Below are 25203 nucleotides of genomic sequence, written 5' to 3' on the forward strand. Positions count from 1 at the left end.
GGTTTTTCTTTTTCAATTATGTTACAATATGATTACAATTTTACTGATTAAAGGAGATTTTTTATACGATGAAGAAATCAAAATGGCTGATGGTACCTATAGCACTTCTTATTGTTGTGATGGTGATCTATGGTTACCAGGTGGTTCATTTTCAGCATAAATTCCTTCCTAACTCTAAAATTAATAATATCACTGTTGGCAACATGACAGAAAAAGAAGCCGCATCTGCCATAAAAAAAACCATGGACAAAGAAACGTTTGTCCTCTTGGATAACGGTGAACCGTGGCGGCAGATTCAGAAAAAAGATCTGGAGATTCAATATGACATTGATACATCTGTCGCCAGTACTCTCAAGAAACAAAATCCTTGGCTGTGGTTCCTGCCTTATGTCGCCAAACAAGAATCCGTCGATCTTAAGGTCACATCATGGGACAAGGACAAACTCCAGCAGCTGCTTGCCTCCACGGCAGAACAGCTGGGCGAGCTGAACAAAAGCCGGACAGCAACTAAAAATGCCGCCATCGAGCATGACGGGACCCAATTTCAAATCATTCCGGAAGTTCAGGGCGATTCTCTGGATATCCCGAAAATCACGGCAGCGTTGGAAAAAGAATTGTTTACAGGCTCTGATAAACTGGAACTTGAAGAATTCAAGGAAGTGCCTGTGATTACTGCCGACAGCCAAGAGCTGAAAAACGAGCTGGAACAAATCAACACCATTGCCAAAATCAACGCTTCCTATACAATCAACGGGAATGACGTCAGCATCCCGTCGGAAGATATTGCGTCATGGATTATGTACAAAGACGGTAAAGTGACGCTGAAAAATGATAAAGTGCGGGCATTTGTCGAAAAACTGGGCAGCACGTACAATACCAGCTCCAACCCAAGCACGTTCAGCAGTACCCGCAGAGGAGAAGTCTCGGTCCCGGCCGGTGCTTACGGCTGGACGATTTCAACGGATACCGAGACTGAACAGCTGACCAAGCTGATTCTCGAAGGAAAAGATTTTTCCGGTCGCGTCCCCGCCTTTCAGGGCAGCGGTTCGCCCGCATCGCCTCTGATCGGCAATACGTACATTGAAGTCGACTTGCAAAATCAGCACATGTGGTATTATCAAAACGGCACGCTGAAACTGGACACAGCGGTGATTACCGGCAAGCCAAGCACGCCGACACCGCCGGCGGTCAACTACGTTTGGAATAAGGAACGTAATGCGACACTTGTAGGCGAAGACTACCGTACACCGGTAGCTTACTGGATGCCCATCGACTGGAATGGCGTCGGCATCCACGACTCGCCGTGGCAGCCGTCCGGCGCTTACGGCGGCAGCTCTTACCAGTCTATCGGCTCCCACGGTTGTGTCAACACACCACCGGGAGTCATGGCGCAATTGTTCGAAATGGTGGAAGTCGGCACACCGGTGATTGTGTTCTAATCATAAAGATAATGAAAACCAGCAAGGAAAAGTCCCTTGCTGGTTTTTTTAGTTCAGAATTCTTTTAAAACCGCCTAATGATTGTTCTTAGCTTTCAAATAATTAATACCAGTGCCGATACCCAACCCCGCAAGAGAAACAGCCGCTCCGGCAAAAATCATGCCAAAAGCCGGACTGTTGATTTTATTAAATGAAACCATATTGGCAGCACTGAATGTGGCATACTCGGCAAGCATATACATAACACCGAACACAATGACAGAAAACCACTTCCACCTTCCCCAGTAATTGTTTTTGCCAATCACCAGAGACATGATAAACGTGGTAACCGGCAGCAGTACCCACAAAAACATCACACCATACCCCATGGCATCTGAGCCGCTTGTAAAAAACCAAAAGACGATTAATGAAAACGCCCATATTCCTAGATAAGCAACTATTAAAATCAGTTGCGACAGCTTGTTTTTGCTGTTAACAACGTTGGTGCTTTCTTCTAGATAATCCAAGTAATGTGGAGGCTGCTCCTCCTTCAGCAGATGGTCGAGGCTAATGTGATAAAGACTGCTCATTTTTACCACACTCACAATATCAGGATATGTTTTTCCGTTTTCCCAGTTAGAGACTGTCTGCCGGCTGACCCCCAGAGCCGCTGCAACCTGCTCTTGCGTGAGTTCAGCTTTGATTCGCGCTTGTTTGATTTTAAGTCCAATAACCATTAACAGCACGCTCCTTTTCTATTTATACCATAGCCGCCAGAAGAACTTTTGTCTATCAAATTCCTTTAACGCATAACAACATGCTCGTCAAAAAGCTTTGACAGCCTGAGAAAAAACTAACCATCCCCGATTAGTATCAAAACTGAAAACTCCTCATCGCCATATGAAATATCCAGCGTGCCGTGATACTTCTCCACAATGGCTGCCACTGTCTTGAGACCATAGCCATGGTCTTTTTTATTTTTCTTTGTAGTCAACAGACCTTCACTGTTTTTCTGGATGTCATGCTGTTTCGTGTTGCTGATTTTATAGCTGAAGTAACCATTCTGGTATCTGGCTTGCAAATTGATTGTCCGATTTCCCGGATCGGGCACACCTGAAATCGCTTCAAGCGCATTATCCATGGTATTGGCAAAGATGGCGCACAGACTGATATCGTCGATGGCCAGCAGTTGATCGATCGCGATATTCAAAAAAATATCAATGCCCTGTTCCTGAAACTTACTGTATTCGGAATTGATGACCGCATTGACCAGACTGTTTTGACAAAACACTTTACCGTGCGATGAAAGCTGGTTAAAATAATCTTGTGTTTTTTCATATTCGCCGGCTTCGATCAAAGTAGCGATGACACTAAGATGATGATTCATGTCGTGTCTGATTTTTCTGATTTCCAATTGATTGTCCGCCAGTTCCTCATAATAGACTTCCTGAAGTTTCAACTGCTGGTTTGCCAAATCAGTTTTAACTGTTTCAGCGATATAGCCAACTAAATAGATGATTTCTAAACTGGTTAAAATACATGCCAAACAAGCTGGTTAAATCAAAACCGCTTGCTGCGGGGCAAAAGAATCAGCGTTTGCAGCGAAATAAATGAAGCCAAACTGATCAGCACGATAATCAGCCACATGTTATTATTTAAAAATGTCCGGCTGTCCTTCACATAGTCTTTGAATAGTTTGTATATCACTATCCAAACTACCAACTTTAGTAAAAATGACAGATGTTGCAAAATGACGTCCATGACGGGACTTTCACCTGTCAACAACCAGATTTGAAAACCCAAATCATAAAATAAATAACTACTGCCTTGCGCTACCGGAAACAAAATAACGGCAACAGAGATTTTTTGCACAAACGTCCCTTCGAATGCCAGTACCACTGACAAGGCAAACGCTGTGAAAAAAACATGAGGACTTCGACCCCTTCATTGGAATAAGAAGGGGTCGTCATTACTGGCAAAAAACCGATAAAGACAAGTTCTTTCCAAAGATGATTCGTCTTCAGCGGAAAAAAACTGCGGACGAGCAGATACAACAGATACGCTGAACCTCCCCCGAAAATCACGGGCAATATCGTTTTAAATAAAATCATGGCAGCCTCCTATGTCAACATTTTTTGAGCAAACGCGACAGCCAGCGCCTGCTTATACTGGCGGCTGACGGGCAGCGTGTCCGGACCGCAAACAACTGATGTTACTCATATGGCTCTTCCAGTTTGGCATCTACCGTCTCTCGCTAAAAAAACTACGCATCTCTTTGCACTTGAATTAACCAAAAACAGACAAGAAGCACGCACATAACACTGCCTCTTGTCTGTTTTTCCCTGCATTGCTTATTAAAAGCTAGTCTTGTTTCTCCATCTTTTCCTTTTGAAAGTCTTTAGACACGTCCATCATAGACTGAAAGACTTGTCCCATAACAGAGCGGTACTCGGGATTTTTCACATACGATTGAACTTTTTGGATGACCCGTTTCTCCCGCTCATCATCCAGCACTGGTATGTTGTGCTGCTGCTTAATGTCAGCCACTTCTTGAACCACATCAAAACGTTCTTCAATGAGGCTGACCAGTTGTTTGTCAAGAGTGTCAATTTTTTCCCGTTGTTTTTCCAGCATGCATTTCTCTCCTATAGTTTTTCAAAAAAATCTTCCGCTGAACCGGTAACCATGAGATGCGGTTCAAACAAATAAATCGGTTCACGGTTAACGACCACAACAGGCACGTCCGGCCGTTTGTATTGAATCAATGTACTGAACGGAACAACTTGAAAACTGGTACCCGCAATCATCACCAGCTCTGCCTCCGTCATCATCTGGACTGAACGGCTGATTGCCTCTTGTGACAGCCCTTCCTCGTACAAGACGACATTCGGGCGGACAAGACCGCCGCACTCGTGATGCCAGTAGCTCTCCAAATATTCCTCAACCGGCACAGACGCCCCGCAAGACGTGCAGTAGCAGTCATATAAATTTCCGTGAAAATCGACCACATTAGTACTGCCCGCTTTATGATGCAGCTGGTCGATGTTTTGTGTGATGATATTAACTGTTTTATCTGCTTCCAGCTGCTTCAACTTTCTGTGAATGACATTCGGCTCGGCCTCAGGATGGTACAATGATTTATTGAAATTATAAAATTTATCCGGTTCAGTCATCAGACATGTATGACTCAACAAATATTCGGGATTTTCCAGACCGTGATACACGCCTGTCAGGGATCGGTAATCCGGTATACCTGACGGAGTGGAAACCCCTGCACCGGTCAACACCGTCAGCACTTCTGCTTCATGAATCAACTGACGCGCTTTTTCAACATCCGACATGATGAATCCCCCTTCTTCTTTGCTACCCGTCATAAAAACCTAACACAGCGATTGCGATAATGATTGCGGCAACAACAAGATATTGCTTGACCGACAATTTTTCCTTTAAAAAAATACGCGACAGTATCACCGAAACAATACTATAAGAAGAAATCATCGGTGCCACCACAATCGCATTCGTTGCAATCGCCCCGACATAGAAAAATTGACCAAATGTTTCAAAACAAGCTGCCAGTCCCTTTGCACGTTCGCTGAAAATGCGGATGCGCTCTTTTTTTACAACTGCCAGATACAGCCAGACCAGTAAGCCGACCATCAAAAAGGTCAGTTCATAACTGATATTCCCCTGATCCTCGGACAAAAGCTGGCGGTATTCAAGATAATAGCCGTCAAGAAACGTCCCTACACCATCAATGATACAATATAATATCGGAAAAACAATAGCAATTGCACTCAGCCTGTACTTTTTGTAATGCACCTTGTCAGCTGCCGTCAGTTCTTTGTCGGCCTCCTGTTTTTCAAACAGCGACAACAAAACGATGCCTGCCGAAATGACACCGACGGCCGCAAACTGAACCGGCGACATTGAGCTGTTTAAAAAGAAATACGTCATCAGCGCCGATACCGCACCCGACGAGTTGCTGATCGGCGAAGCAATCGACAATTCGATATAACGCAGACCGACATAGCCCAATGTCATGGATAAAATATACATCGCCGACACTGGTAAATACACGATGAGATTGTGCCAGTCATAGCGGACACCTTTAACCATGAAATAATAGACAAAGACGTGCAGGCCCATGACCAGACCGACCATCACCACCGTTTTAGCAGCGCTATAACGGTCCCGTTCATTATTTCCTATCTTATAAAACAAATCTGCTGTCCCCCACGACAGCGTCGCAACCAATGCTGATATAAACCACATATGTTCGATGACTCCTTTTTTAAAAAAATAATTACCTAAGTAACTTAACCTAAAACCGCTCTTTCGTCAATGCAAAAAAAGACATGACTTTACAAAGAGAACATGTTACAATAGGTGACACTAAAGAACAACAAATGAATATCAATCTAGAGGTTGCGATGAACTAAGACGGCTAGTCGAGTATGAGGGTACTGTGAAACTGGCCAGAGGAGACATCGCCGAAATGACTGCCGGCCTCACCGACAGTTGTTGGGGTAAAGGTGAATAACTTTTACACTGTCTCAGTTTCAACTGAGTTGCGCTACGATTAATGAATGATAGACTTTGTCCATTCAGCAAGAAGCAGCCTCTTTCATTGGTTGCTTCTTTTTTATTACATCAAAGGAGAGTTTATCATGAAAACAAACAAAACAAACAGCTACCGGCTTTTTGTACTGTGGCTGGGACTGATGCTTCTTGGCATCATAACACCAGACACTGCCTATGCCGCACAAAACCAATTCCGCGTCGGAATGGAAGCGGGGTACCCGCCGTTCAACTGGACCCAGACCGACCAGACCAACGGTGCAGTACCCATCGAAGGCTCCCGGGAGTTTGCCGGCGGCTACGATGTCGAGATTGCCAAACGCGTGGCGGACGGACTGGGCAAAGAGCTGGTCATCGTCAAAACTGAATGGGACGGACTGGCACCGGCGCTGACTTCCGGCAAAATCGACGCCATCATTGCCGGCATGTCGCCGACTGAAGAACGAAAGAAAACCATTGATTTTACCGATACATACTACCGCTCGCACCTGGTAATGCTGGTGAAAAAAGGCAGTGCCTTTGAACAGGCCTCTCAACTGGCCGATTTTAAACACGCCCGTATCACCGGACAGTTAAATACGTTCCACTACTCAGTCATTGACCAGATTCCCGATGCGGACCAGCAAACGGCTATGGATAACTTTCCCGCCATGCGTGTCGCCCTCGAATCCGGCAAAATCGACGGCTACGTGACCGAGCGGCCTGAAGGAGTCACTGCCGAAAAACTGAATCCCAATTTTAAAATGATCGAGTTTGCAGAAGGCAGCGGTTTTGAAACATCTGATGAAGACACAGCCATCGCCATTGGTCTGCGTCAAGATGACCCTGCTAAAGAAGAAATCAATGCCATTCTCGCCGATATTTCTGAAGATAAGCGCACCGCTATTATGGATGAGGCCACAGAAAGTCAGCTGGAGAGCGATAAACAGGAAATCTGGGTCGTTAAAATCGTGAAAGAAAACGGCATGATGTTCATCCGCGGCGCCGGTATGACCCTGCTCATCTCTCTAATCGGCACAGTCGTCGGCACATTTATCGGCATGGCAATCGGTATTTTCAGAACGATTCCGCAGCCGAAAAAAGCTGTGAAACGCACACTGTTCAAGCTGCTCAACACCTTTTTCAGCATTTATATTGAGATTTTCAGAGGCACGCCGATGATTGTTCAGGCAATGGTTATTTATTACGGCTCGGCACAGGCATTCAATATTGATGTCGATCCATTGGCAGCTGCTCTGTTCATCGTTTCGATCAACACCGGTGCCTACATGACGGAAATCGTCCGCGGCGGTATCTTTGCAGTCGATAAAGGCCAGTTCGAAGCCGCCGAAGCCATCGGCATGACCCACTTCCAGGCCATGCGGAATGTGATTATCCCGCAAGTCGTCCGCAATATTTTACCGGCAACCGGTAATGAATTTGTCATCAATATCAAAGACACGTCCGTTTTGAACGTTATCGCCGTGTCGGAATTATTCTTTCAGGCAAAAACTGTCGCGGGCAGCAATTTCCGGTTCTTTGATACCTTTTTCGTGGCCTGTGTCATTTACTTTGTCATGACGTTTACAGTGACACGTATCCTGCGTTACCTTGAAAAACGGATGGACGGTACGGAATACTACGCACCTTATGCCAACCAGATGCAAGTGCAGCAGCCTGAAGCCATGCTCAAACAGAAAGGGGAACATTAATCATGAATGAATTGATTCAAATCCGGCACCTGCAAAAAAGTTTCGGCAATCACGCTGTCCTGAAAGACATCAACCTTTCTGTAAAGGACGGCGAAGTGCTGACAATCATCGGTTCATCCGGCTCAGGTAAATCAACACTGCTCCGCTGCATCAATCTGCTGGAGACACCCACTGGCGGAGAGATCCTGTTTCGCGGCGACAATATTTTGTCTGACGACTATTCTCTGCCGGCATACCGGGCACACGTCGGCATGGTTTTTCAACAGTTCAACCTGTTTGAAAATCACAACGTCCTGACAAACTGTACCGTCGGGCAAGTGAAAGTCCTAAAACGCTCGCGGGAAGAGGCGGAAAAAATCGCCTTGGAAAATCTGGATAAAGTCGGCATGAAACAATTCGCCTCCGCCAAACCGTCACAGCTTTCCGGCGGACAAAAACAGCGGGTCGCCATTGCCCGGGCCATCTCGATGGACCCTGACGTCATGCTCTTTGATGAACCGACATCCGCACTCGACCCGGAAATGGTCGGAGAAGTTCTGAAAACCATGCGCTCATTGGCTCACACAGGTTTGACGATGATTATCGTCACTCACGAAATGAAATTCGCAGAAGATGTTTCTGACCGCGTCATTTTCATGGATCAAGGCGTCGTCGCCGAGGAAGGCACGCCGGAAGAGATTTTTCATCACCCGAAAGAAGAACGGACAAACATATTTCTACAGCGTATTTTAGAAGATAAATAATAAAAAAGGACATGTGGATAACAGCGTGTTATCCACATGTCCTTTTTACACAACTCCAGTCCTTATTTTCCGCCGTTTTCAAAAGTTATCCCCAATGTCCACAGAGTTTTCCACAGATTTTCTGTGAATTACTCCCATTTTTCCATAGGTAACGGGGATAACCTTTGTGTTTTTCAACTGTTTATCCACAAAATCCTATCAGCCGATCAGATGCCATAAGTTCATCATGTTGATAACTAACACCACCACACAAATAAGCAAATAGATGATTTCCACTTGGGCATCTGACAGATACTGGCTGAGACGCGTGCCGATAATACCGCCCACAATCGCCGCAGGAATGATGAACCACACAATACCAGTGTCCTCAAGCACTACAGTGCGGGCAGCAAACACATCCGCACCAATCGTCGCCAGCTTCAGCAACTGCGAACTGAAAATCGTCACGATGGAATACATCGTGCTCACCTTAATATCCACACCAAACGCAAAGAGGAACAGCGCAACGTTCATCGGACCGCCGCCAATCCCCATGAATGACGACAAGAGGCCCAGCGACAGCGAAGCAAAAAAATACCAGTGATTCCGGCTCAGGTGAAGGGACACGTGCTTAAACCGAAACGTGTAGACAATCGACACAAACAACAGCACAATCGTCGTTGCGATTTGAATGCCGCTTGCCGACTGCTCGCCCAGGCTGCCGACCAAATAAGACAGCCACATCTTGCCCGCAATTCCGCCGATACCCGCCCCCACTGCTATAAACAGCAGCCGCCGGGAAAAAGCCAGCGCACCGGTTTTCAACTGCCGGCCTGTGGATACAATCGACGTTGTGAACACAGCCACGGTGGAAAAGAAGTCGATGGTCGCCATCGAATGAACCTGCAAACTGTCCATCAGCGGCTTGATGATGACACCTCCACCCATGCCGGATATGACCCCTACCAAATTAGCCAGCCCGACAATCAATACGTATAAAACAATATAACCAAACATAGCATCTATCCTTTAATCTTTCTGTCACTCTTTATTTTAGCACGTTTTAGGCATTAACCAAGACAGTAGTGAAGACATCTTCACAAACCAGTATGACTTTTTTAGGAGACATCCCCTTATAATCAACGGAAATCATACAATAATTTCCCATTGACCTTGGAAGTAAAAAACGATACAATAGATTTCGGATGATTTTTAACCAGCTTGGATAGCTCAGTCGGTAGAGCAACGCACTCGTAATGCGTAGGTCGCAAGTTCGATTCTTGTTCCAAGCATACTTTGTGATATTGGTTTGACCTAGAGTCTGTTAACTAGGTCAAGCCAATTTTATTTTTTTAAACTTTTATTTACAATAACCTCATGATTTGATACTATAAACATACTAAAAGGAGGTTATTTGTTGCATTACGTTAAAAATTTTTTTATTGTTTTTGGTTTATTTGTTTTAAGTCAATTAAGTATGGTCGGGTTTGGTGTTACCCTTGCCCTCTCCAGTGAACCGCTGACAGGTTTCGGACTGATTGCCATGATTGTGTTTGTCTTACTGAATATCGCTTTAGTTGTCTGGCTTGCCAAAAAACTGAAACTGATAGATTTGGACATGTCATGGCTTACCCTCAAAAACGGATTGATTATTCTTGCTGGAACGATTTTGCTGCGCGTTATTGCAACTGTCTTTACACTGCTTATCCAGCAGTTCAGCGGACAAGAGATGAGTGCCAATGACCAGGTAATTAACAGCATGTTCAGCGGTGTCCATCCGCTTCTGCTTTTCCTATTGATTGCCGTTGCTGCGCCGATTATGGAAGAAATTGTATTCAGAGCGGGATTTATTGGCCTATTATTCAAAAAAATGCCGGTTGTCGGGATTATTTTAGGCAGTGCGTGTTTTGGTCTTATCCACACCGCAACAGATATTCTCCAGTTTACATTATATGCGCTCATGGGGCTGGTTATGGCGCTCGCTTATTATAAAACAAAGAAATTGGAAGTCTCGATCATGATTCATTTCCTCAATAACGCGATTGCCGCCATCGCCATGATTGCCATGTCGGTATAATCGTATAAAAAAGTTTCGACTCTTTTTTTAATACACTGCTTTAACCAACACGACAGCTGACCTCCCGCAGCAAGCACCTGCTCCACGATTCAGCGGATGATTCGTTTGTCAATCGGCCGCCGCCTTTTGCTCCCATGACAACTCCTCACAGCTTCATTCATACGGAAAAAAGAGGGAAAAACCATGAGTTATTTCTTGAATCTCGTTGGATTGCTTTTTTGGCTGGCAGGTGTCGTAGTGTTCTATTTTGTCATAAAAGCGGCCGTAAAAAATGGTATAAACGAATCAAACTTATTCAAACATTACAATAAACAAGATGAGGAAGGAAGCGATTAGCCGCTTCCTTTTTTTCGTGGACGTGACAAATCAACGGTTACCTGCTTTACAAAGCAAACGTATGTTTGTATAATGAAAGCAAGGAGTGTGATTATCATGAAACGGAATTATGTTGGCATTGTCGATAAAATCAAATTGATTTCTTCCTTTCCTGATATGCTGGTGAGGTTCACTTTGATGACGCACAACGAAACAATCAACTGCCTTGCTTCGGACAGACAGCTGGCAAATAAACTACTGTTTCTGGAGAACGGCAAAACAGAAATTGCCCTGTTCGGTCATGCCAATCGGCGAGGACAGCTGGTCGTCGAAAAAATGATGGTCAGAAACCCGACATCGTTTGAGCGGGCTTATGTTATGGGGGCTTGATGATGCATTATTTGAACAGTGAATACCACGACCGGGGCATGATGAAATGGATGGGGTTCTATTTATCCGACCACACCGCCCATGTCGATTCGGAAACGGCACAGCGGAATACAATCATTCCTGTCAGGGAACAGATGTCCTTTGATGAGATTAGCGCTGTTATCAGCGAAGCTGTACTGAAAAACAAACATGTCAATGTACAAGCCAATCAATCGGATCTTGAGCACCGGTTTAGTGACGACATCATCGGACCGGTCAGCGGATACGACCAGCGTCTGCTGTATGTCAAGGACACCTGTATCGCATTCGAGGACATCCGCCACATCAAGCTGGTCGATACACAGTCTTGGATTGATTTTTAAAAAAGACAGACTCAAAATCATCGGCCGACACATGTCTTGTTATGAAACAGGCAGTGTCTATATATTGGTTTAGGATTGTGGTAAGATTGAGTTAACACTCATTTAAGAAAGGAATGTCCATCATGCCGATTGAAAACGTACGTGCCTTCTTTTCCAATTATGATTTAGCTGACAGAATCCAGGAATTTGATACATCTCTTGCAACAGCAGAAATGTCCGCCAACGCACTGGGATGTGAATTGAAGCAAATTGCCAAAACACTTTCTTTCCTGTTGAAAAAACAAGACAAAGCCATTCTGATTGTTGCTTCCGGAGATAAAAAAGTCGATAATAAAAAATTTAAAGCCCATTTCAATGAACGCCCGCTGATGGTCCCGGCCGAAAGCGCCATGAATGTTATCGGACACGAGGTCGGTGCGATTTGCCCATTTGTCATCAATGACGGCGTGGAAGTCTATCTGGATGATTCTATCAAGCGCGTCGACACCGTTTTTATCGCCTGCGGCAGCACCAGTGCTATCATTGAATTATCGCTTGAAGAGCTTGAAACTTACTCCGGTTTTCTCGGATGGGTTGATGTCTGCAAAGATTAAATCTGCTGAACGGCAGATGTTTTGCGTAAAAAATGCCCGATTTTTGATGATAGTGTGATATGATAAGCTTGAAGGAGGCGCTTACATTGGCTAAAAACATACATCATATTCTTGTTGGTTTCGACGGTTCCGAGCAATCGAAAAAGGCGCTGAAACATGCCCGTTCCCTAGCCGACTTTGCAGTCAGCCGCGTCACGGTGATGCAAGTCTTTGAACCTTCCACATTCAGCCCCTCAGACACTATCATGTTGGAAGCTATCAAAAAGTTCCATAAAGAAGAAGACATGCGGGTAAGAAAAGAAATACGGGAATTAACTAAACAGCTGGATTTCCCTGAGACCGTTACTGTTGACATTCTGACGAAACGCGGAACACCAAAGCGCGATATTGTTGCCTATGCCAAACACCATCAAGTCGACCTGATTGTGGTGGGCGCAACCGGGACACACGGGGTCGAACGTGTCTTGATTGGTTCCACGACATCGTACATCTTAAATCATGCCCATTGCAACGTTCTCATCGTCAAATAAAGAAAAAAAGCAGAAAGCGCTGAAAAAATTCAGCATTTTCTGCTTTTTTCATACTAATCAATCAGCAGGCTCATGAAAGCCACGTTTAAAAAGCGGCCGTCAGCTGTTTGCATGCCGCGCGGTATCACGCATTCAGTTGTGAATCCCAATTTGCGGTACAGCCGGACTGCCTGTTCATTCCGCTCCTGAACACTCAGCTCCAGACGGCGGATGATTCCTGAATGCCGTGCCCAGTCGATGACCTCTTCAAGTAAAATCGACCCCAGACCTAACCCCCAAAATTCTTTCAACACGGAAATTCCGACTTCGCCAATGTGCTGCACACTTTCATCGTCAGCCCCGGTGACTGTCGCAAGCCCGATCAGCCGGTCGCCGGCAGTGCCGACCAGCACCAGCCGATTGGGGGTCCGACCGATTTCTTCCAGTTCTTGCGCCAAACGCGGCACCATCAGCGGGCACTGCCTCTCTGATAACGACATCCAGGTGTTGCATGTGTCTTCCTCTCCTATGTGTTTTCTTTATTTTCCAGAAAGGCGGCAAGGCGCTGACGCAGATGGTCATCCGGTGTCGTCAGCTTAATCGCCCGCTGTTCATCATCACCGGCGATTTTTTGAAGCGTGAGTTCAATATAGGGCACATCAATCATGTCGCGGATCAGCTCGCCCCACTCAACCACACACACACCTTCGCCTTCAAAATATTCTTCCAGCCCCAATTCATCCGCGCCGTCACTCAGCCGGTAAACATCCATGTGATACAGCGGCAACCGCCCTGTATCATATTCGCGAATCAGGGTATAGGTGGGACTTTTAATCATTTGTGTGATGCCAAGCCCTGCCGCAAAACCTTTTGTCAGCGTGGTTTTGCCGGCACCTAAGTCGCCCGTTAAGATGAATACATCCCCGGCTTGTGCGAATTGACCGAGCTTTTTGCCGAAAGACAGTGTTTCCTGCTCTCCTTGTACAATTAATTCCATCTCATTTTCTCCTACTATTTTTTCCAGTATAACGGGAAGTCGGCAAAAAAGCCAGCAACAAAAAACAGGCGCTATAATTGTCGTTTCCTACATTTTTGTATGCTCTTCTTTCAATTGAAATTGAAATACAATTAAGGATAAGAAAGGATATACGCGCATCCTGTCCATCTAAACTAGATTGTTTGCTAAAATGAGTAGTACTATTGGGAAGACTAGATGAAAGAGGTATAGTCTACTATTTTTATTAATAAATAGAGCTCCAATGTTCAAAATAAAAAGAATACTCATAATAAAAAGAATCGCCCACGTAAACACTCCATGTGAGTATGCTAAAAATGAACTTTGTATCAAATTAAAAAGTAAAATAATCATGATGGTAACATTCATTATTAATGCAAACATAAAAACAATGTTATTTTCTTCATTTACTTTTGCAGGTTCACTTACTTGATTATTTTTAGTATCTGATATATCCGATGAGATAAATTCATTTAAATTAATACTATAAATTTCGCAAATTTTTTGCAAAGTACTTATATCTGGAGTTGTCTTTCCATTTTCCCACTTCGAAATTGTTTGTCTTGTTACATGCAATTTGTTAGCTACATCTTCCTGCGTATATTTTTTTGACTTACGCACTTTTTTTAGCGTGTCTGGAATACTATTCATTTTAACACCTCTTTGCATACTTTTGTTTACATATAATGTATTATATTTTAAATTCGATATTGACTTAAATCCATAGCACAAGGCAAAATAAGAATAGCTTATCTGTACGTGGTACACTTAGAGTACTAGAGAAAGAGGAGGAGCTTATGATGGCAGGTGGCATTTGGTTGATAAGACAGGAGAAATGTTTATAAGTTTTAATGACAATAAAGCTAAAATACATTTAATAGTAAATTCTGAGGAGTCGTATAGAAAAATTACTATATAATTACTGAATATAAAGGAAAAAGAAGCGCTGATTTATTTCAATGCTTCTTTAGGTTCGATATTTCCAGCTTTTAGCATTTTAATGATTGCTGCTTTTATATTGATTTGATTTATTGAGAATACTGATAAAAACAACAATAAATATAATTAGTAAACCAGCTATAGAAAAAATAGTTGAAGCTGAATATAGTGAAGTGAGTTTTCCTGTAATGAAAAATGATACAGGCGTTAACACTGTTGAAAAAAATAATTGTACACTTGTAACTCTCCCAAATAAATGTTCAGGTGTGCTATTTTGGAGAACAGACATGTATAAAACATTGATCATTCCAATAAAAATACCAGAAAGAAGTAGTAAGGTGATTACAAAAAAAAGATTTAAACATTGTAAAATAATCATCCAAATGAATCCGAAGTAAGCTGAGAAAATTAGTAAGAGCGATAAAGTCTCATGTTTCTTTTTAAAAAGTATTGAACCAAATGAACCTATGAAGGATCCAAATCCATATATAGATATAAAATATCCATAAGTAGATGTATTTTGATTTAATTCATGATTTACAAACATAGGTAAAGCGACTTGTAAAGAACCACTAGTTGAGAAATTAATTATTGCTGTTAATAATAGTAAACTAATGATAGAACTATTTTGAAGAATTATTCTATATTCAGCTATTGAAGTTTTATTGGTATGTACCGGTCTTCTAAAGTCTGTTGTATAGTTTACATTCATTTTTATAGAAAAGTATAAGCAAAATAGAGAAAGAAAAATGATTATTAGGTAATAGCTACTTTTAGATAAGTTTCCAATAAAAAAACCAGCTATTGAAGGTGAAATAAATTGAGATAACTGTGAAGAAGTTTGAAATAAACTATTTGCTTCAGAATGTTGATTAGACTGTATAATTTTAGGAATAATCGACAATGTTGATGGCTGGGTCATACCTAGTATAATACCACTTACAATTGCATAAAAATAAATATCTTTCACTGAGTAATCTATGAATGAACTTTGCCAAAAAACTATTAAAAAAAATAGAACAAATACAATAGAACTGAAAAATAAAATTTTCTTTTCTTTAAAATAGTCTACCAAGTATCCTGAAATTGGAAGGATAACTATTTTGGAAATAGTAAGTAGTGTCATAGCACTTCCTAAAGTAGAAGAAGGGTTTTGAGTGTTCTCAGTTATGTTAATTAAAGCTAAGAGAAAAAATTGATTGATTGAGAATAAAGTTATTGAGAAAAGTAATAAGTATCTGAAAGATGAATTTGTTTTAAGCAAGTTCATAATAATTTCTCCTTTTTATATTATATTATCACAAAATAGCAAAACTGACTAGTCAGTTCGTTTTATAATATTTAATGCAAATTTTAATTATTTAATTTTCGGAAAGTATTGATTTTTAAAAGAAATTAATCTATAATTTTTCTATAAGAAACCGTCTGGTCAGTTTTTAAAAAGGAGGGAAAAAATGCCGAAAATTAGTGATGATAAAAAAAGAGAGAATATGAATGGTATTTTGAGCAACGCAAAACAACTGTTCATTCTTAATGGATATAAGGATGTTAGTGTTGATGATATTTGCAAAAAATCTGGTATTAGCAAAGGTTCATTTTATACATATTTTAAGAGTAAAGAAGAGTTGTTTTTAGAAATTGCCAAAGAATCTGAAGAGATGAAACATTTTTATAGTAAGCTTCAAAATGATAGTGAAGGTGTTTTTGAGGAAATTGCGTTAACTCTTTGGGATATGATTTTTAGTGATATTACAAATGATGACATTGTTAACTATAGACTGAATTTAGAATTTTGGATGGAAAGTTTTGATAATCATCAGTTAAGAAGTATTTTGAAGAATAAATCAAAAAAAAGTTTATCGATTTTTAAAGATATGATTAAGGTTTATTTAAAGGAAAATATTGATGAAAATATATTAAATACATGGGCAATTTTTTTCTGGGCTCAAGCAGAAGGCTTAATGATTTATTACACAGCTCATCAAAGAATACCCACAGTTTCTGAAATATCAGAGATAAGGAAAATAGTTCATAACTTTGTTAATTATGTTAAAACACATAATTAATAAAGGTAGGCTAAAAATAGATTGAAGCTTATGGTCGTTCGAATTAATATAGCAAGGAGGTGATATCATGGAGAGACTAACTGAGCAGGAAGTGAAAGACTTGCAAATTAGTGAATCTGTTGATGTCCGTTGCTAGAAAGGACGGTTTTATGACTACTTATGATTATTTAAAAATAGAAAGTAATTTACTATTTTTAAAAGATTCCATTTGTCAAATTAAGGGAGAATTCTCCCTTAAATTTTATTTTCTCAAAAACATTCGTTTTTGATACATATCGTTAGTAACATGAAGCTTTTTGGGTCCAGGATTATGTCCGCACCCCCTATTGTGTAGAAAAGTCTTGCAAAACACAATAAGTGATATCCCCATACCATACATTGTTTTTTTCTGTGATGTTGAATGCTTGGTTAATCAAATTTTTATGAACATGGGGAGTCTGTTGCATTTGACGTCTATATTTGCGTCTGGCACCTCGTGTATAAAGCCCCTGCTTATGTAACAACCGGGTGATCCGCCTTCTACTGACACGTAGTTGATAGTCTTTCCACAAGATAAATTTCAATCTTCTAGCGCCATACCTGCCTTTGTGTTGTTTAAATAAATCGACAAGTAAGCAGACAAGGTCTCATTTTCCAGTTCAAGTGCGGTGGTTTTTCTATGGCAAAAAACATAATATCCAGCTCTTGATACATTAAAGTACTTGCAGGCCCGCACAACAGATAATCGTTCCTTGTTTTCTTGAATAAAGGAAAATATCACCTTGGTCTTTTCTTGAGAAAGACCCGGAACTTTTTTAATATCTCTAGCTCTTCTTTCAGTGCCTGGTTTTCTTTCTGAAGCTGTTTTAGTTGATTCTGCCTGATAAACTCTCTGCTGCCTTTTCCTGGAAAAGCCCGTTCACCGTACGTTTCATACTCAGTTATCCAACGGTATAAGGAATTAACATGGACATCCAGTTGTTTAGCGACTGTTTGTGGCGGGTTGCCTTCATTTAGAACGAGTAACACGGCTTGACGTTTAAACTCTTTTGAATAAGATCTTCTCTTCATATCTACGCCTCCCAAATTCGCTTATCTTTCTGTCTACTTAAGTATAACCCATCCAGACAGTCCAACAGTCCAGTAAACTATAATAAAACACACTGGAGGAATCATCATGTCAGAACGTAGACCGAGACGGACATTTACCAAGGAATTTAAACAACAAATGGTGGACCTGTATCGTTCAGGAAAGCCACGATCGGAAATCATCCGAGAGTATGATCTTACCGGTTCTTCATTCGATCGTTGGGTGAAACAAGCTGATAACAGTGGCTCATTTAGTGAAAAAGATAATCGTTCTCCCAAAGAGGAAGAGCTGAGCAAGCTAAGAAAAGAAAATATGAAACTGAAAATGGAAAATAATATTTTAAAGCAAGCGGCGCTGATATTCGGACGAAAAGACAAGTAATCTCACAAAACAAGCACAAGTACGCCATATCAGCATGTGTCGAGCGTTGGGCATTTCCCGGCAAACCTATTACTACAAAGTTAAACCAGTGCGATCTGAAAGTGACCTAGAGGAAGCAGTTGAAACAAGTTTTCAGCAAAGTCGTTATCATTATGGTGCGCGAAAAATCAAAGCAGACCTGGCCCAACAAGGCATCTGCGTGAGCCGCCGGAAAGTCCGCCGCATCATGAGTCAACGACAATTGGTTTCCAATTATACAAGAGCACAGTTTAAGCCGCATAAAACGCCTGTCAATGACACAACTTTGTCAAATCTGTTGAAACGAGAGTTTAAATCCGATTGCCCTTTGGAAAAAATCGTGACGGATTTGACCTATATCCGACTTTCATACAGACCGTGGCAAGGAATTCGATAACGCACTAATCTCGGATGTGCTGGAAACGTTTGGTATTGCCCACTCTCTTAGTCAAAAAGGCTGTCCTTATGATAATGCGGTAGCAGAATCAACATATAAATCATTCAAGATGGAATTTGTGTATCCAAATCAGTTTGAAACGCCTGAAAGTTTGAAGTTAGGGTTATTTGATTATGTCAATTGGTGGAATCACTGGCGGCTGCATGGGGCAATTGGCTATCAAACACCTGTCAGTATACGAACGCAGAAATTGGCGAAGCTGTCCCTTGATAGTGAGCCCGTCTGTGATACCCTCACGGGAACGATCCTAACTTTTTAAAGCTGGGAAGCTGATCGTGAAAACTCACAGACGGGGAGGCTCTCTGTCAAGGGCAATCGGATAACATGATAAAAGGAATGACACCTTATAAATTTTGTCAAAAAAGGGGTTGCCATACCATAATTTAGGTTTGACAGATGTGGTAGGAGCTTTTGATGTAGCGTTGTCCTTAAGGATGACTGGTACGATACTAGATGATTGACTCAAAAAAACACCTCCGATAAACTTGTTAGATACAGTTTACCCTGAAGTGTTAGAGAAAAATAGACGGTCGATTATTACCCACTTACAAATAAAATAAAAAAACACCGGAGAAGGAAAATTATTCCTTACTCCGATGTTCATAGGTGATACTATCAGTCCGATTTGACGAAGTGCCAAAATCATACCTTATCTGGTGCTATTTGCGTGTCGCTACGATTATTCACCGTTTACCATTGATGTCAGTATAGGGTAATAATGATGTTACTGATGGTAATATTATTTGGCGAATATTACCAGAAGTTACCGACAGATTTTCTGTGTTAGCCTGTGTGAATACATATTATTTTCTCCTAACTTTTGGTTCAGAATTATGTCTGCACCTCCAAATTACATTTTATCGTTGTCGTTGACACTTAAACACCAAATAGAATAATTAATTTCCTGTTTCTACCGTAACTTCAGCACTGTTAGTCTTTTTTTCTATTTTTTGTTCACTTTGAAAAGTAGCTTCTTTTTCTCTTTTTTTATCAGGTGCTTTACTGCACCCACTCATTAGTAACAACAATATCGTTAGACTTACTAAAATCTTTTTCATAATTTTTTGTTTACCTCACTTTTATAACAACTAATTATCAATAAGAAAATTGAAACACATAGTATTCCAAACATGCATAGCCATAATGATGTGGTCTCATTAGTTTTTGGCAACACTTTTTGGTTACCTGCGGTAACCCCGCCCGGCACCTCGACTTCTGTCGAAGGATCTGTCGGGGTCAGAGGTTCTTCCGGTGCCCCGGGCGTTACTGGCGGTGTCGTACCGGTCACATTGGCCACGTTCACCAGCGACCCTTTAGCTTCTGGATTGACCTTCACCTTAAAGCTGACCGTCAGAGACTCTTGGCCTTTTAGACTACCGAGATTCACAGTTGTCAGCTGCTGCCCTGTAACCGAAGCATCTGCTAAGTCGGCTGTTTTGCCATCTGGATAGGTTACCTTCAGGCTGTTGGCTTGATAGCTCAGGTTGGCTGGGATGGTATCTTTCACTATGACATTATTGACAATCGTGGTTGCCTCTTTTGGATTAGCGGCTGTAATCCGATACTCTATAATATCGCCAGCTCTGACTGTCTGGCCATGGATAGCTTCTCCCTTGGCGTTAAACACGCCTTTGGTTGCCTCCAGCTCGCCTGGTGAATACACAACCTCTGTTGTGGTCGGCGGCGTTGGGACCGGCGGCTCTTGTGGTTCAGCCGGTATCAGGTGCCCGGTATTTTTAATCTGGGTACCTAACGCTCCCGCGTTAATTGTTGCCTGGAACGTCACTTCTACTTCAGGGTGATCATCGTTTAATGTCACTTCCGGAATCGTCAATACCCCTTCTTGCCAGACTGTGTCCGGCTGGGCAACCCCGTCTTTGGTGGTGCTGTTTGCGACATAGGTCAAATGCTCCGGCAGTGTATCACTCAGACTGCCTTCCCACTGGCCGCTGCCTTTTTCGTGAATCCCTTTGATTGTGTATGTCAGCACGTCCCCGACTCTGGCTTGAGTCGTTTGAACACCGTTTACCAATTTCTTTGCGGTAATCTGTGGAGGATCAACAACAACACCAACTTTAGCAGGTTCTATAATCTGTTCATTATTCATGACATATGCAAAAGAATTCCAAGCTGCTCGTTCATCAATATCTTTTTCCGGATTAGTTAGGTCATATGTTATTTCCTTGCTAGGGATAGATCCTTTAACAATAAAATCAACTTTACTATTTTCAGGTAAAACTTTCCCTTCTTTTAAAACAATTTTAAAACTATGAATTTCAGACCACTCACTAACCGTTTTCTGCCAATTCGGATTTTTAACAGTCGGATTATCTTCAACCTTCTCTGTTGTAGAACTCGGATATCGCACATTATCCATCAATTCTTTAACACTTGGATTTTTTTCTCTACTATAAAAAACTTGAAAATAATCGGCATAAGCTCCTGTGATTTCCACAGGTCCTGATAAAGAAATATCAAATTTGCTTTCTCTGTCTTTGATATCCGTAATACTTATATCGCCAACACTCGGAAGTCTATCTATAACCATAAAATTATCAACATTGCTGAAAGAATTGATTTCTAGTTTATATTCAACATTTCCATTATTAGTCGCACGTCCTACACTATCTATAAAATCATTATCTTTATTGCCCTTAACAAATTGCTTAACTATAGCTGCGGTGTCAGCAATCAAGTAATATTGATTACCAGTTCTGACAACTACTTCTTCTTTATTGTCATTATCATTGATATCATTTGTATCCAATTCTAAAAAGGTGTCTGTAATCACCGAAACGGATTCTGTTATAGATTCGATAAATTGAAAGTTTGGATCTGTCTCACTGTTACTCTTAGTAAATGGAACTGTAGAAGTTGTATAGAAAATGGGTTGGTGACTAGAATCTGCATATTCTTGGATTTCAATAGGAAATGTTGCTTCTATAGCATTATTTCTTGATAAATCAACATCTTCAGGCCAATCAATTTTAATTTTTTGTTTTCCTTCATCCGTTATAACTTCATATTTTGTATTATCCAAATTTTTCTTCGCATTATGCTTATGTAAAATAAAGTCCGGTGCATCATTTTCATTTACTAATGCTCCTCTAGGTAATAAAATAATGGATTGAAATTGTCCTTTAAGTAACTGATTTGAAACGTCTAAATTTGTAAACTTAACTTGTAATTTGTTTTTCCCTAAATTAATTACTCCGTCCTTATTTTCCAAATATTGGACAGAGCTTGCTACTATTCTCTTTGGTTCAACGGGAGGCGCAATGGTTGGTCCACGAGCTCCCATATTACTAGTTGGATTATACCCGTTATCAAGACCAGCCTTAGTAAAGTTTGCTCCATTTGCAAACGTACCATAATGTCTATAAAGTATATTCACTTTACCCGTTGCCCCTTCAATAGCGGAACCGTCTAAAATTATTGGATTTACTGTTATCCCACCAGGAGCATCAATAAAAGTAACTCGAGCTTTTTTTACTAGTTGTTCTTTGGTTAAACCAAAGTCTTCTCTATTAAAGACCATGTTGTCAACGTGCTGGTCAATCGGCACGGCTGGAAAAACATGTTTTATTGTTTTAACTGTTCCGTCTACTAGTTCTATTTCGATATTCGCAGATTGAGCTCTTGGAAGTGGTTGGGCCGAAGCCCCAGCAATAGGATTTAATATTGGGTTTCCAATAGAAAGGTAGTTAAATATCATCTTATCTGTTGGTATTTCATATTCTGCAGTATAAGTTTTATACCCTACCGATTCATTAATAACATTATTTCTTAAATAGTCTGCAAAATCTTCTGTATTCTTCGTTTGATCATTAATAGTCGCAATATCATTTCCGATACTCGGACTCATGTCTCCTGAAACTCTGATAATATCTGTATCATTAATGACAGTAGTAGGGTTGGGTTCATTTATTATAGTACCATTACCATCAGACTGCCCATAAAAGCTACTATGATACAAAGAACCTTGAATTGATGGTGGGTCTACTGTTTCACTAATAACATAGATTGAAGTTTTTTTAGTTTCATTCCCTTTCGGAATATCATTAGTAACATAATCTGCAGAAGCACTAATACTTGCTTTTACTGATAACGGAACACTCGTATTAGGTCTGGGTTTAACAATAATATCCCTTATGAAATCATACTCTGCTAAGTTATCAACATTAAATTTATCAATTGGAACTTTAAAACTGATTGTTTTTTCTTCCTCTGACCATTCTCCTGTTTGCTCTGTAAGACTATCAAATTTTTGGTCAATCTCTTTATCACCAACGTATTCTAGATTGTCATCTAATTTCACTTTTATCACAATAAATGAACTATCCTTCAAAAAAATTGTTCCCTTTTTCTCAGGTGATAGAATAGTCTGTGCTCTAAGCACAAATAGATCATTTTTCTTAGGATTAAGTATTGTTTCATCGACATTTTCATTATTCTTTATCGTTCCTACATAATCTATGTCATTTTTTATCGGAGATGATGCTTCGATAAGTACTGTTGCTTCATCTTTAAACTCTGGGGTTTCATCACTTTTTAATGAGATGAATGTCTTTACTTCAGTGTTATTGGGAACAATCCCCTCTGCAGTTTTCAAATCAATTGTCTTTCTGTATAATTGCCCTGTATCAAGCTTATCAAAATGATACTTAAGTTTAGGGTTAGTGTTCGTATCATCTTTCTCTACAAACTCTGGAATAACATCAGCAATTTCTAATCGTTCTAAATTTTCTTTGGTATTTTCAAACCATGAAAATTGATTTTTTTCAGAAAGATCTACAATTAAATCAACATTGTGATATGTCTCAAATATTCCTGTTGTCTTAAGAGTCAAGTTTAAGGAAATATCATCTCCGGAAAGAACTGATACTTGTTGACTATCCAAATCAACATCTAAACTTAAATTACCTACTCTAAGATTAGGTGTCTCCTTATTTTCATTTTCGATTAAATCATTATCTGCTAGTTGGCTTTCTATAACACTAACTAACAAAACATTAGATATTCTTTTCGAACCTGTCCATGCACTGATTTCTTGACTACCAGTATCATCGACAGAAAAATCGATGCTTAAGTTCTGGATTTCTTTTTCATGAGAATGTATATACAGTTTATTTTCAAGTTCATTATAATCTACTTCTAAAAACGGAATCTGACTTAGTTGGCTTTCTTCTACTATCTTAAACATCGGTGATAGATTTATGAAGAACTCCTTATTTTCTAAATCATCTCCGGATAATTGTAAAGTAAATTGGTCTCCTTTTTCTAATTCGATACTCCCTTGTTCTTCTTGTCCACTTTTAATTACTTTTAGGTCAATTTTAGGATCAATATCATCAGTTGTTTCAGCGATAACTAGAACTGGTGAAATTATAAATTGAACAAACATAATTAATAAAGTAATTATGTTCATAATCTTAGTGTAACTTTCTCTCATATTTTCTTCCTCCTCATTTTAAATATATTAAAAAATTTAGATAGTACATTCTCATTAATTAAACACTTTAAAAGTTTCTCAGTAATCAAGAACGTTGAACTAATAGTTCGATAAAAAATAGACATATTTCGCTCCCCTATTATTTATTTTGTAAATAAATTTTTAATATTCTCCGAATTTTTTGACTGTTTCAGCTGTTATGCTTCGGAAAACTATTAACATACAGTCCGGAAGCGAATTCATATATTTTCATATCTCTGTTCTCTTTCATTTCTTACTTTTATCTCGTATATCCAACAAATACCTTCTGATTTAAGTTACATTTTTAACTGCAAGAAATCTTTCTAGGTTTTTTTAATAAAGGGAAACGTATGCTCTCTAAAAAAAGTTAGTCTAAAAATCTGACTTTCGAGGTGAAGTACAGAAATCATAACTATCTGTGTACAACCCCCATAATTTCCACAGTATTTTTAATCTCATCGAGATCACAAGTTTGCCTCTGCGACATAGATTAATATCTCGGTTAATAATCGATACCATCTAATTTAGTAAAATATCGCAACCTATTAGCTCTTATTTTACTACATAGTCAGTTCATTCAATTTATAAATACAATTTAAATGCTTCTGAAATATATTTTTTTAGTTAGCATCTTTAAAACTTATTCGGGATGAATAAGCCATATGTTTTATAGGTTCTATTGTAATTAGTAGTCTAAAGCGACGCTATCACTATATATATGATTCAACAAAATAACTTACCAGACTCTGTAGCAATTTTGATTTGAACAAATTCTTCGTGTTTATTTAATCTATTCTTTACCTCATTATCTAATTCTACTGAAAATGAGCCAATTCATCCTAACATCACTTCAACGCCTCCTCATCTTTTGATAAAGCTCATTAATAATAGCTTTAAACTTTTTAATTGAATATTGATAGAAATTTCTTTTGGATAAAAGGTATCCTCCAAAAGGAATTTCATCTCAAAAGATTCAAGAAATATTATTCCCTCTATTCTTCATGATAGGATTTTATCACAAACAAAATATCGTTTCTCCTTAAAAATGTAAAGGTTTTTTTATCAAATATATTGCTCTTAATATCTATTAGTTCTAACAGTTAAACCAAAAATTTACACTTTAAAAAATA

Annotated in this window: 24 protein-coding genes, 1 tRNA gene, 2 pseudogenes and 1 riboswitch; of the genes and pseudogenes, 11 read left to right on the plus strand and 16 right to left on the minus strand. The window is 40.1% G+C overall.

Annotation, left to right across the window (positions count from 1 at the left end; translation table 11 throughout):
• The first annotated feature begins 68 nt into the window (after positions 1 to 68).
• Positions 69 to 1439: a L,D-transpeptidase family protein gene (locus tag CBF27_RS07120; protein WP_126813635.1), complete on the plus strand. Its 1371-nt coding sequence runs from the start codon at positions 69 to 71 to the stop codon at positions 1437 to 1439.
• Between the two features lie 74 nt (positions 1440 to 1513).
• Here the strand turns inward: CBF27_RS07120 and CBF27_RS07125 are convergent, their stop codons facing one another.
• The 7 genes from CBF27_RS07125 to CBF27_RS07155 form a co-directional block, all read right to left on the minus strand.
• Entirely contained in the window at positions 1514 to 2155 is a 642-nt protein-coding gene (locus tag CBF27_RS07125; protein ID WP_211334634.1) for a helix-turn-helix transcriptional regulator, read from the minus strand.
• 116 nt (positions 2156 to 2271) lie between these two features.
• Positions 2272 to 2964 carry a sensor histidine kinase gene (locus tag CBF27_RS07130; protein WP_126813636.1) on the minus strand — a complete coding sequence of 231 codons (693 nt, stop codon included), beginning with the start codon at positions 2962 to 2964 and terminating at the stop codon, positions 2272 to 2274.
• 14 nt (positions 2965 to 2978) lie between these two features.
• Entirely contained in the window at positions 2979 to 3290 is a 312-nt protein-coding gene (locus tag CBF27_RS14030; RefSeq protein ID WP_148112282.1) for a hypothetical protein, read from the minus strand.
• Complete coding sequence (locus CBF27_RS07140) at positions 3251 to 3529, minus strand: hypothetical protein (protein ID WP_126813638.1); 279 nt, start codon at positions 3527 to 3529, stop codon at positions 3251 to 3253. Before CBF27_RS07140 ends, CBF27_RS14030 begins: the two co-directional genes overlap by 40 nt.
• 250 nt (positions 3530 to 3779) lie before the next feature.
• Positions 3780 to 4052, minus strand: coding sequence for a chorismate mutase (locus CBF27_RS07145; protein ID WP_126813639.1), 273 nt, complete (start codon positions 4050 to 4052; stop codon positions 3780 to 3782).
• 11 nt (positions 4053 to 4063) lie between these two features.
• Positions 4064 to 4759, minus strand: coding sequence for an NAD-dependent protein deacylase (locus CBF27_RS07150; protein ID WP_126813640.1), 696 nt, complete (start codon positions 4757 to 4759; stop codon positions 4064 to 4066).
• Between the two features lie 22 nt (positions 4760 to 4781).
• Entirely contained in the window at positions 4782 to 5690 is a 909-nt protein-coding gene (locus CBF27_RS07155; RefSeq protein ID WP_126813641.1) for an EamA family transporter, read from the minus strand.
• A 139-nt stretch (positions 5691 to 5829) separates the two neighbouring features.
• Positions 5830 to 6002: riboswitch (Lysine riboswitch) on the plus strand.
• Between the two features lie 83 nt (positions 6003 to 6085).
• Here CBF27_RS07155 and CBF27_RS07160 point away from each other — a divergent pair.
• Entirely contained in the window at positions 6086 to 7687 is a 1602-nt protein-coding gene (locus tag CBF27_RS07160; RefSeq protein WP_170175035.1) for an ABC transporter permease subunit, read from the plus strand.
• A 2-nt stretch (positions 7688 to 7689) separates the two neighbouring features.
• The gene (locus tag CBF27_RS07165; RefSeq protein ID WP_126813642.1) at positions 7690 to 8430 is read left to right on the plus strand and encodes an amino acid ABC transporter ATP-binding protein; all 741 of its coding nucleotides are present in this window, start codon (positions 7690 to 7692) and stop codon (positions 8428 to 8430) included.
• 198 nt (positions 8431 to 8628) lie between these two features.
• Here CBF27_RS07165 and CBF27_RS07170 read toward each other — a convergent pair whose 3' ends face one another.
• Entirely contained in the window at positions 8629 to 9426 is a 798-nt protein-coding gene (locus CBF27_RS07170) for a sulfite exporter TauE/SafE family protein (protein WP_126813643.1), read from the minus strand.
• 202 nt (positions 9427 to 9628) lie between these two features.
• On the opposite strand from CBF27_RS07170, the gene CBF27_RS07175 reads away from it, so the two are divergent.
• The 6 genes from CBF27_RS07175 to CBF27_RS07200 all read left to right on the plus strand — a co-directional run bounded on the left by CBF27_RS07175 (position 9629) and on the right by CBF27_RS07200 (position 12676).
• Positions 9629 to 9701, plus strand: a tRNA-Thr gene (locus tag CBF27_RS07175).
• 125 nt (positions 9702 to 9826) lie between these two features.
• On the plus strand, positions 9827 to 10486 hold the full coding sequence (locus CBF27_RS07180) for a CPBP family intramembrane glutamic endopeptidase (protein WP_126813644.1): 660 nt from the start codon (positions 9827 to 9829) through the stop codon (positions 10484 to 10486).
• Between the two features lie 432 nt (positions 10487 to 10918).
• Positions 10919 to 11191: a hypothetical protein gene (locus tag CBF27_RS07185; RefSeq protein ID WP_126813645.1), complete on the plus strand. Its 273-nt coding sequence runs from the start codon at positions 10919 to 10921 to the stop codon at positions 11189 to 11191.
• Between the two features lie 2 nt (positions 11192 to 11193).
• On the plus strand, positions 11194 to 11553 hold the full coding sequence (locus tag CBF27_RS07190) for a hypothetical protein (protein ID WP_126813646.1): 360 nt from the start codon (positions 11194 to 11196) through the stop codon (positions 11551 to 11553).
• A gap of 122 nt (positions 11554 to 11675) precedes the next feature.
• The gene (locus tag CBF27_RS07195; protein ID WP_126813647.1) at positions 11676 to 12146 is read left to right on the plus strand and encodes a YbaK/EbsC family protein; all 471 of its coding nucleotides are present in this window, start codon (positions 11676 to 11678) and stop codon (positions 12144 to 12146) included.
• A gap of 86 nt (positions 12147 to 12232) precedes the next feature.
• Complete coding sequence (locus tag CBF27_RS07200; RefSeq protein ID WP_170175036.1) at positions 12233 to 12676, plus strand: universal stress protein; 444 nt, start codon at positions 12233 to 12235, stop codon at positions 12674 to 12676.
• A gap of 53 nt (positions 12677 to 12729) precedes the next feature.
• Here the strand turns inward: CBF27_RS07200 and CBF27_RS07205 are convergent, their stop codons facing one another.
• The 4 genes from CBF27_RS07205 to CBF27_RS07220 form a co-directional block, all read right to left on the minus strand.
• Positions 12730 to 13155 (minus strand): GNAT family N-acetyltransferase, encoded by a 426-nt coding sequence (locus tag CBF27_RS07205; RefSeq protein WP_126813649.1) that lies wholly within the window; start codon positions 13153 to 13155, stop codon positions 12730 to 12732.
• Between the two features lie 26 nt (positions 13156 to 13181).
• Positions 13182 to 13652: a tRNA (adenosine(37)-N6)-threonylcarbamoyltransferase complex ATPase subunit type 1 TsaE gene (tsaE, locus tag CBF27_RS07210; RefSeq protein WP_126813650.1), complete on the minus strand. Its 471-nt coding sequence runs from the start codon at positions 13650 to 13652 to the stop codon at positions 13182 to 13184.
• Positions 13653 to 13820: 168 nt separating this feature from the next.
• A complete protein-coding gene (locus CBF27_RS07215; protein WP_170175037.1) occupies positions 13821 to 14321 on the minus strand; it encodes a helix-turn-helix domain-containing protein in 501 nt (166 codons plus the stop codon).
• A 346-nt stretch (positions 14322 to 14667) separates the two neighbouring features.
• Positions 14668 to 15879, minus strand: a complete 1212-nt coding sequence (locus CBF27_RS07220; protein WP_126813652.1) for an MFS transporter — start codon at positions 15877 to 15879, stop codon at positions 14668 to 14670.
• 184 nt (positions 15880 to 16063) lie between these two features.
• Between CBF27_RS07220 and CBF27_RS07225 the strand changes: the two genes are divergently transcribed.
• Entirely contained in the window at positions 16064 to 16675 is a 612-nt protein-coding gene (locus tag CBF27_RS07225; RefSeq protein ID WP_126813653.1) for a TetR/AcrR family transcriptional regulator, read from the plus strand.
• Between the two features lie 323 nt (positions 16676 to 16998).
• Here the strand turns inward: CBF27_RS07225 and CBF27_RS14615 are convergent.
• A pseudogene (locus tag CBF27_RS14615) lies at positions 16999 to 17268 on the minus strand (IS3 family transposase); the annotation flags it as partial.
• A gap of 163 nt (positions 17269 to 17431) precedes the next feature.
• Positions 17432 to 17725 (minus strand): transposase, encoded by a 294-nt coding sequence (locus CBF27_RS07235; RefSeq protein ID WP_126813655.1) that lies wholly within the window; start codon positions 17723 to 17725, stop codon positions 17432 to 17434.
• A gap of 106 nt (positions 17726 to 17831) precedes the next feature.
• Between CBF27_RS07235 and CBF27_RS07240 the strand changes: the two are divergent.
• A pseudogene (locus tag CBF27_RS07240) lies at positions 17832 to 18859 on the plus strand (IS3 family transposase).
• Between the two features lie 637 nt (positions 18860 to 19496).
• Here the strand turns inward: CBF27_RS07240 and CBF27_RS14125 are convergent.
• Both CBF27_RS14125 and CBF27_RS07245 read right to left on the minus strand, forming a co-directional pair.
• Positions 19497 to 19658 (minus strand): hypothetical protein, encoded by a 162-nt coding sequence (locus CBF27_RS14125; protein WP_170175038.1) that lies wholly within the window; start codon positions 19656 to 19658, stop codon positions 19497 to 19499.
• Positions 19655 to 24052 (minus strand): DUF11 domain-containing protein, encoded by a 4398-nt coding sequence (locus CBF27_RS07245; RefSeq protein ID WP_126813656.1) that lies wholly within the window; start codon positions 24050 to 24052, stop codon positions 19655 to 19657. Before CBF27_RS07245 ends, CBF27_RS14125 begins: the two co-directional genes overlap by 4 nt.
• Positions 24053 to 25203 lie beyond the last annotated feature (1151 nt).

Source organism: Vagococcus acidifermentans (genome assembly GCF_003987655.1).
GTDB classification, from domain to species: domain Bacteria; phylum Bacillota; class Bacilli; order Lactobacillales; family Vagococcaceae; genus Vagococcus_B; species Vagococcus_B acidifermentans.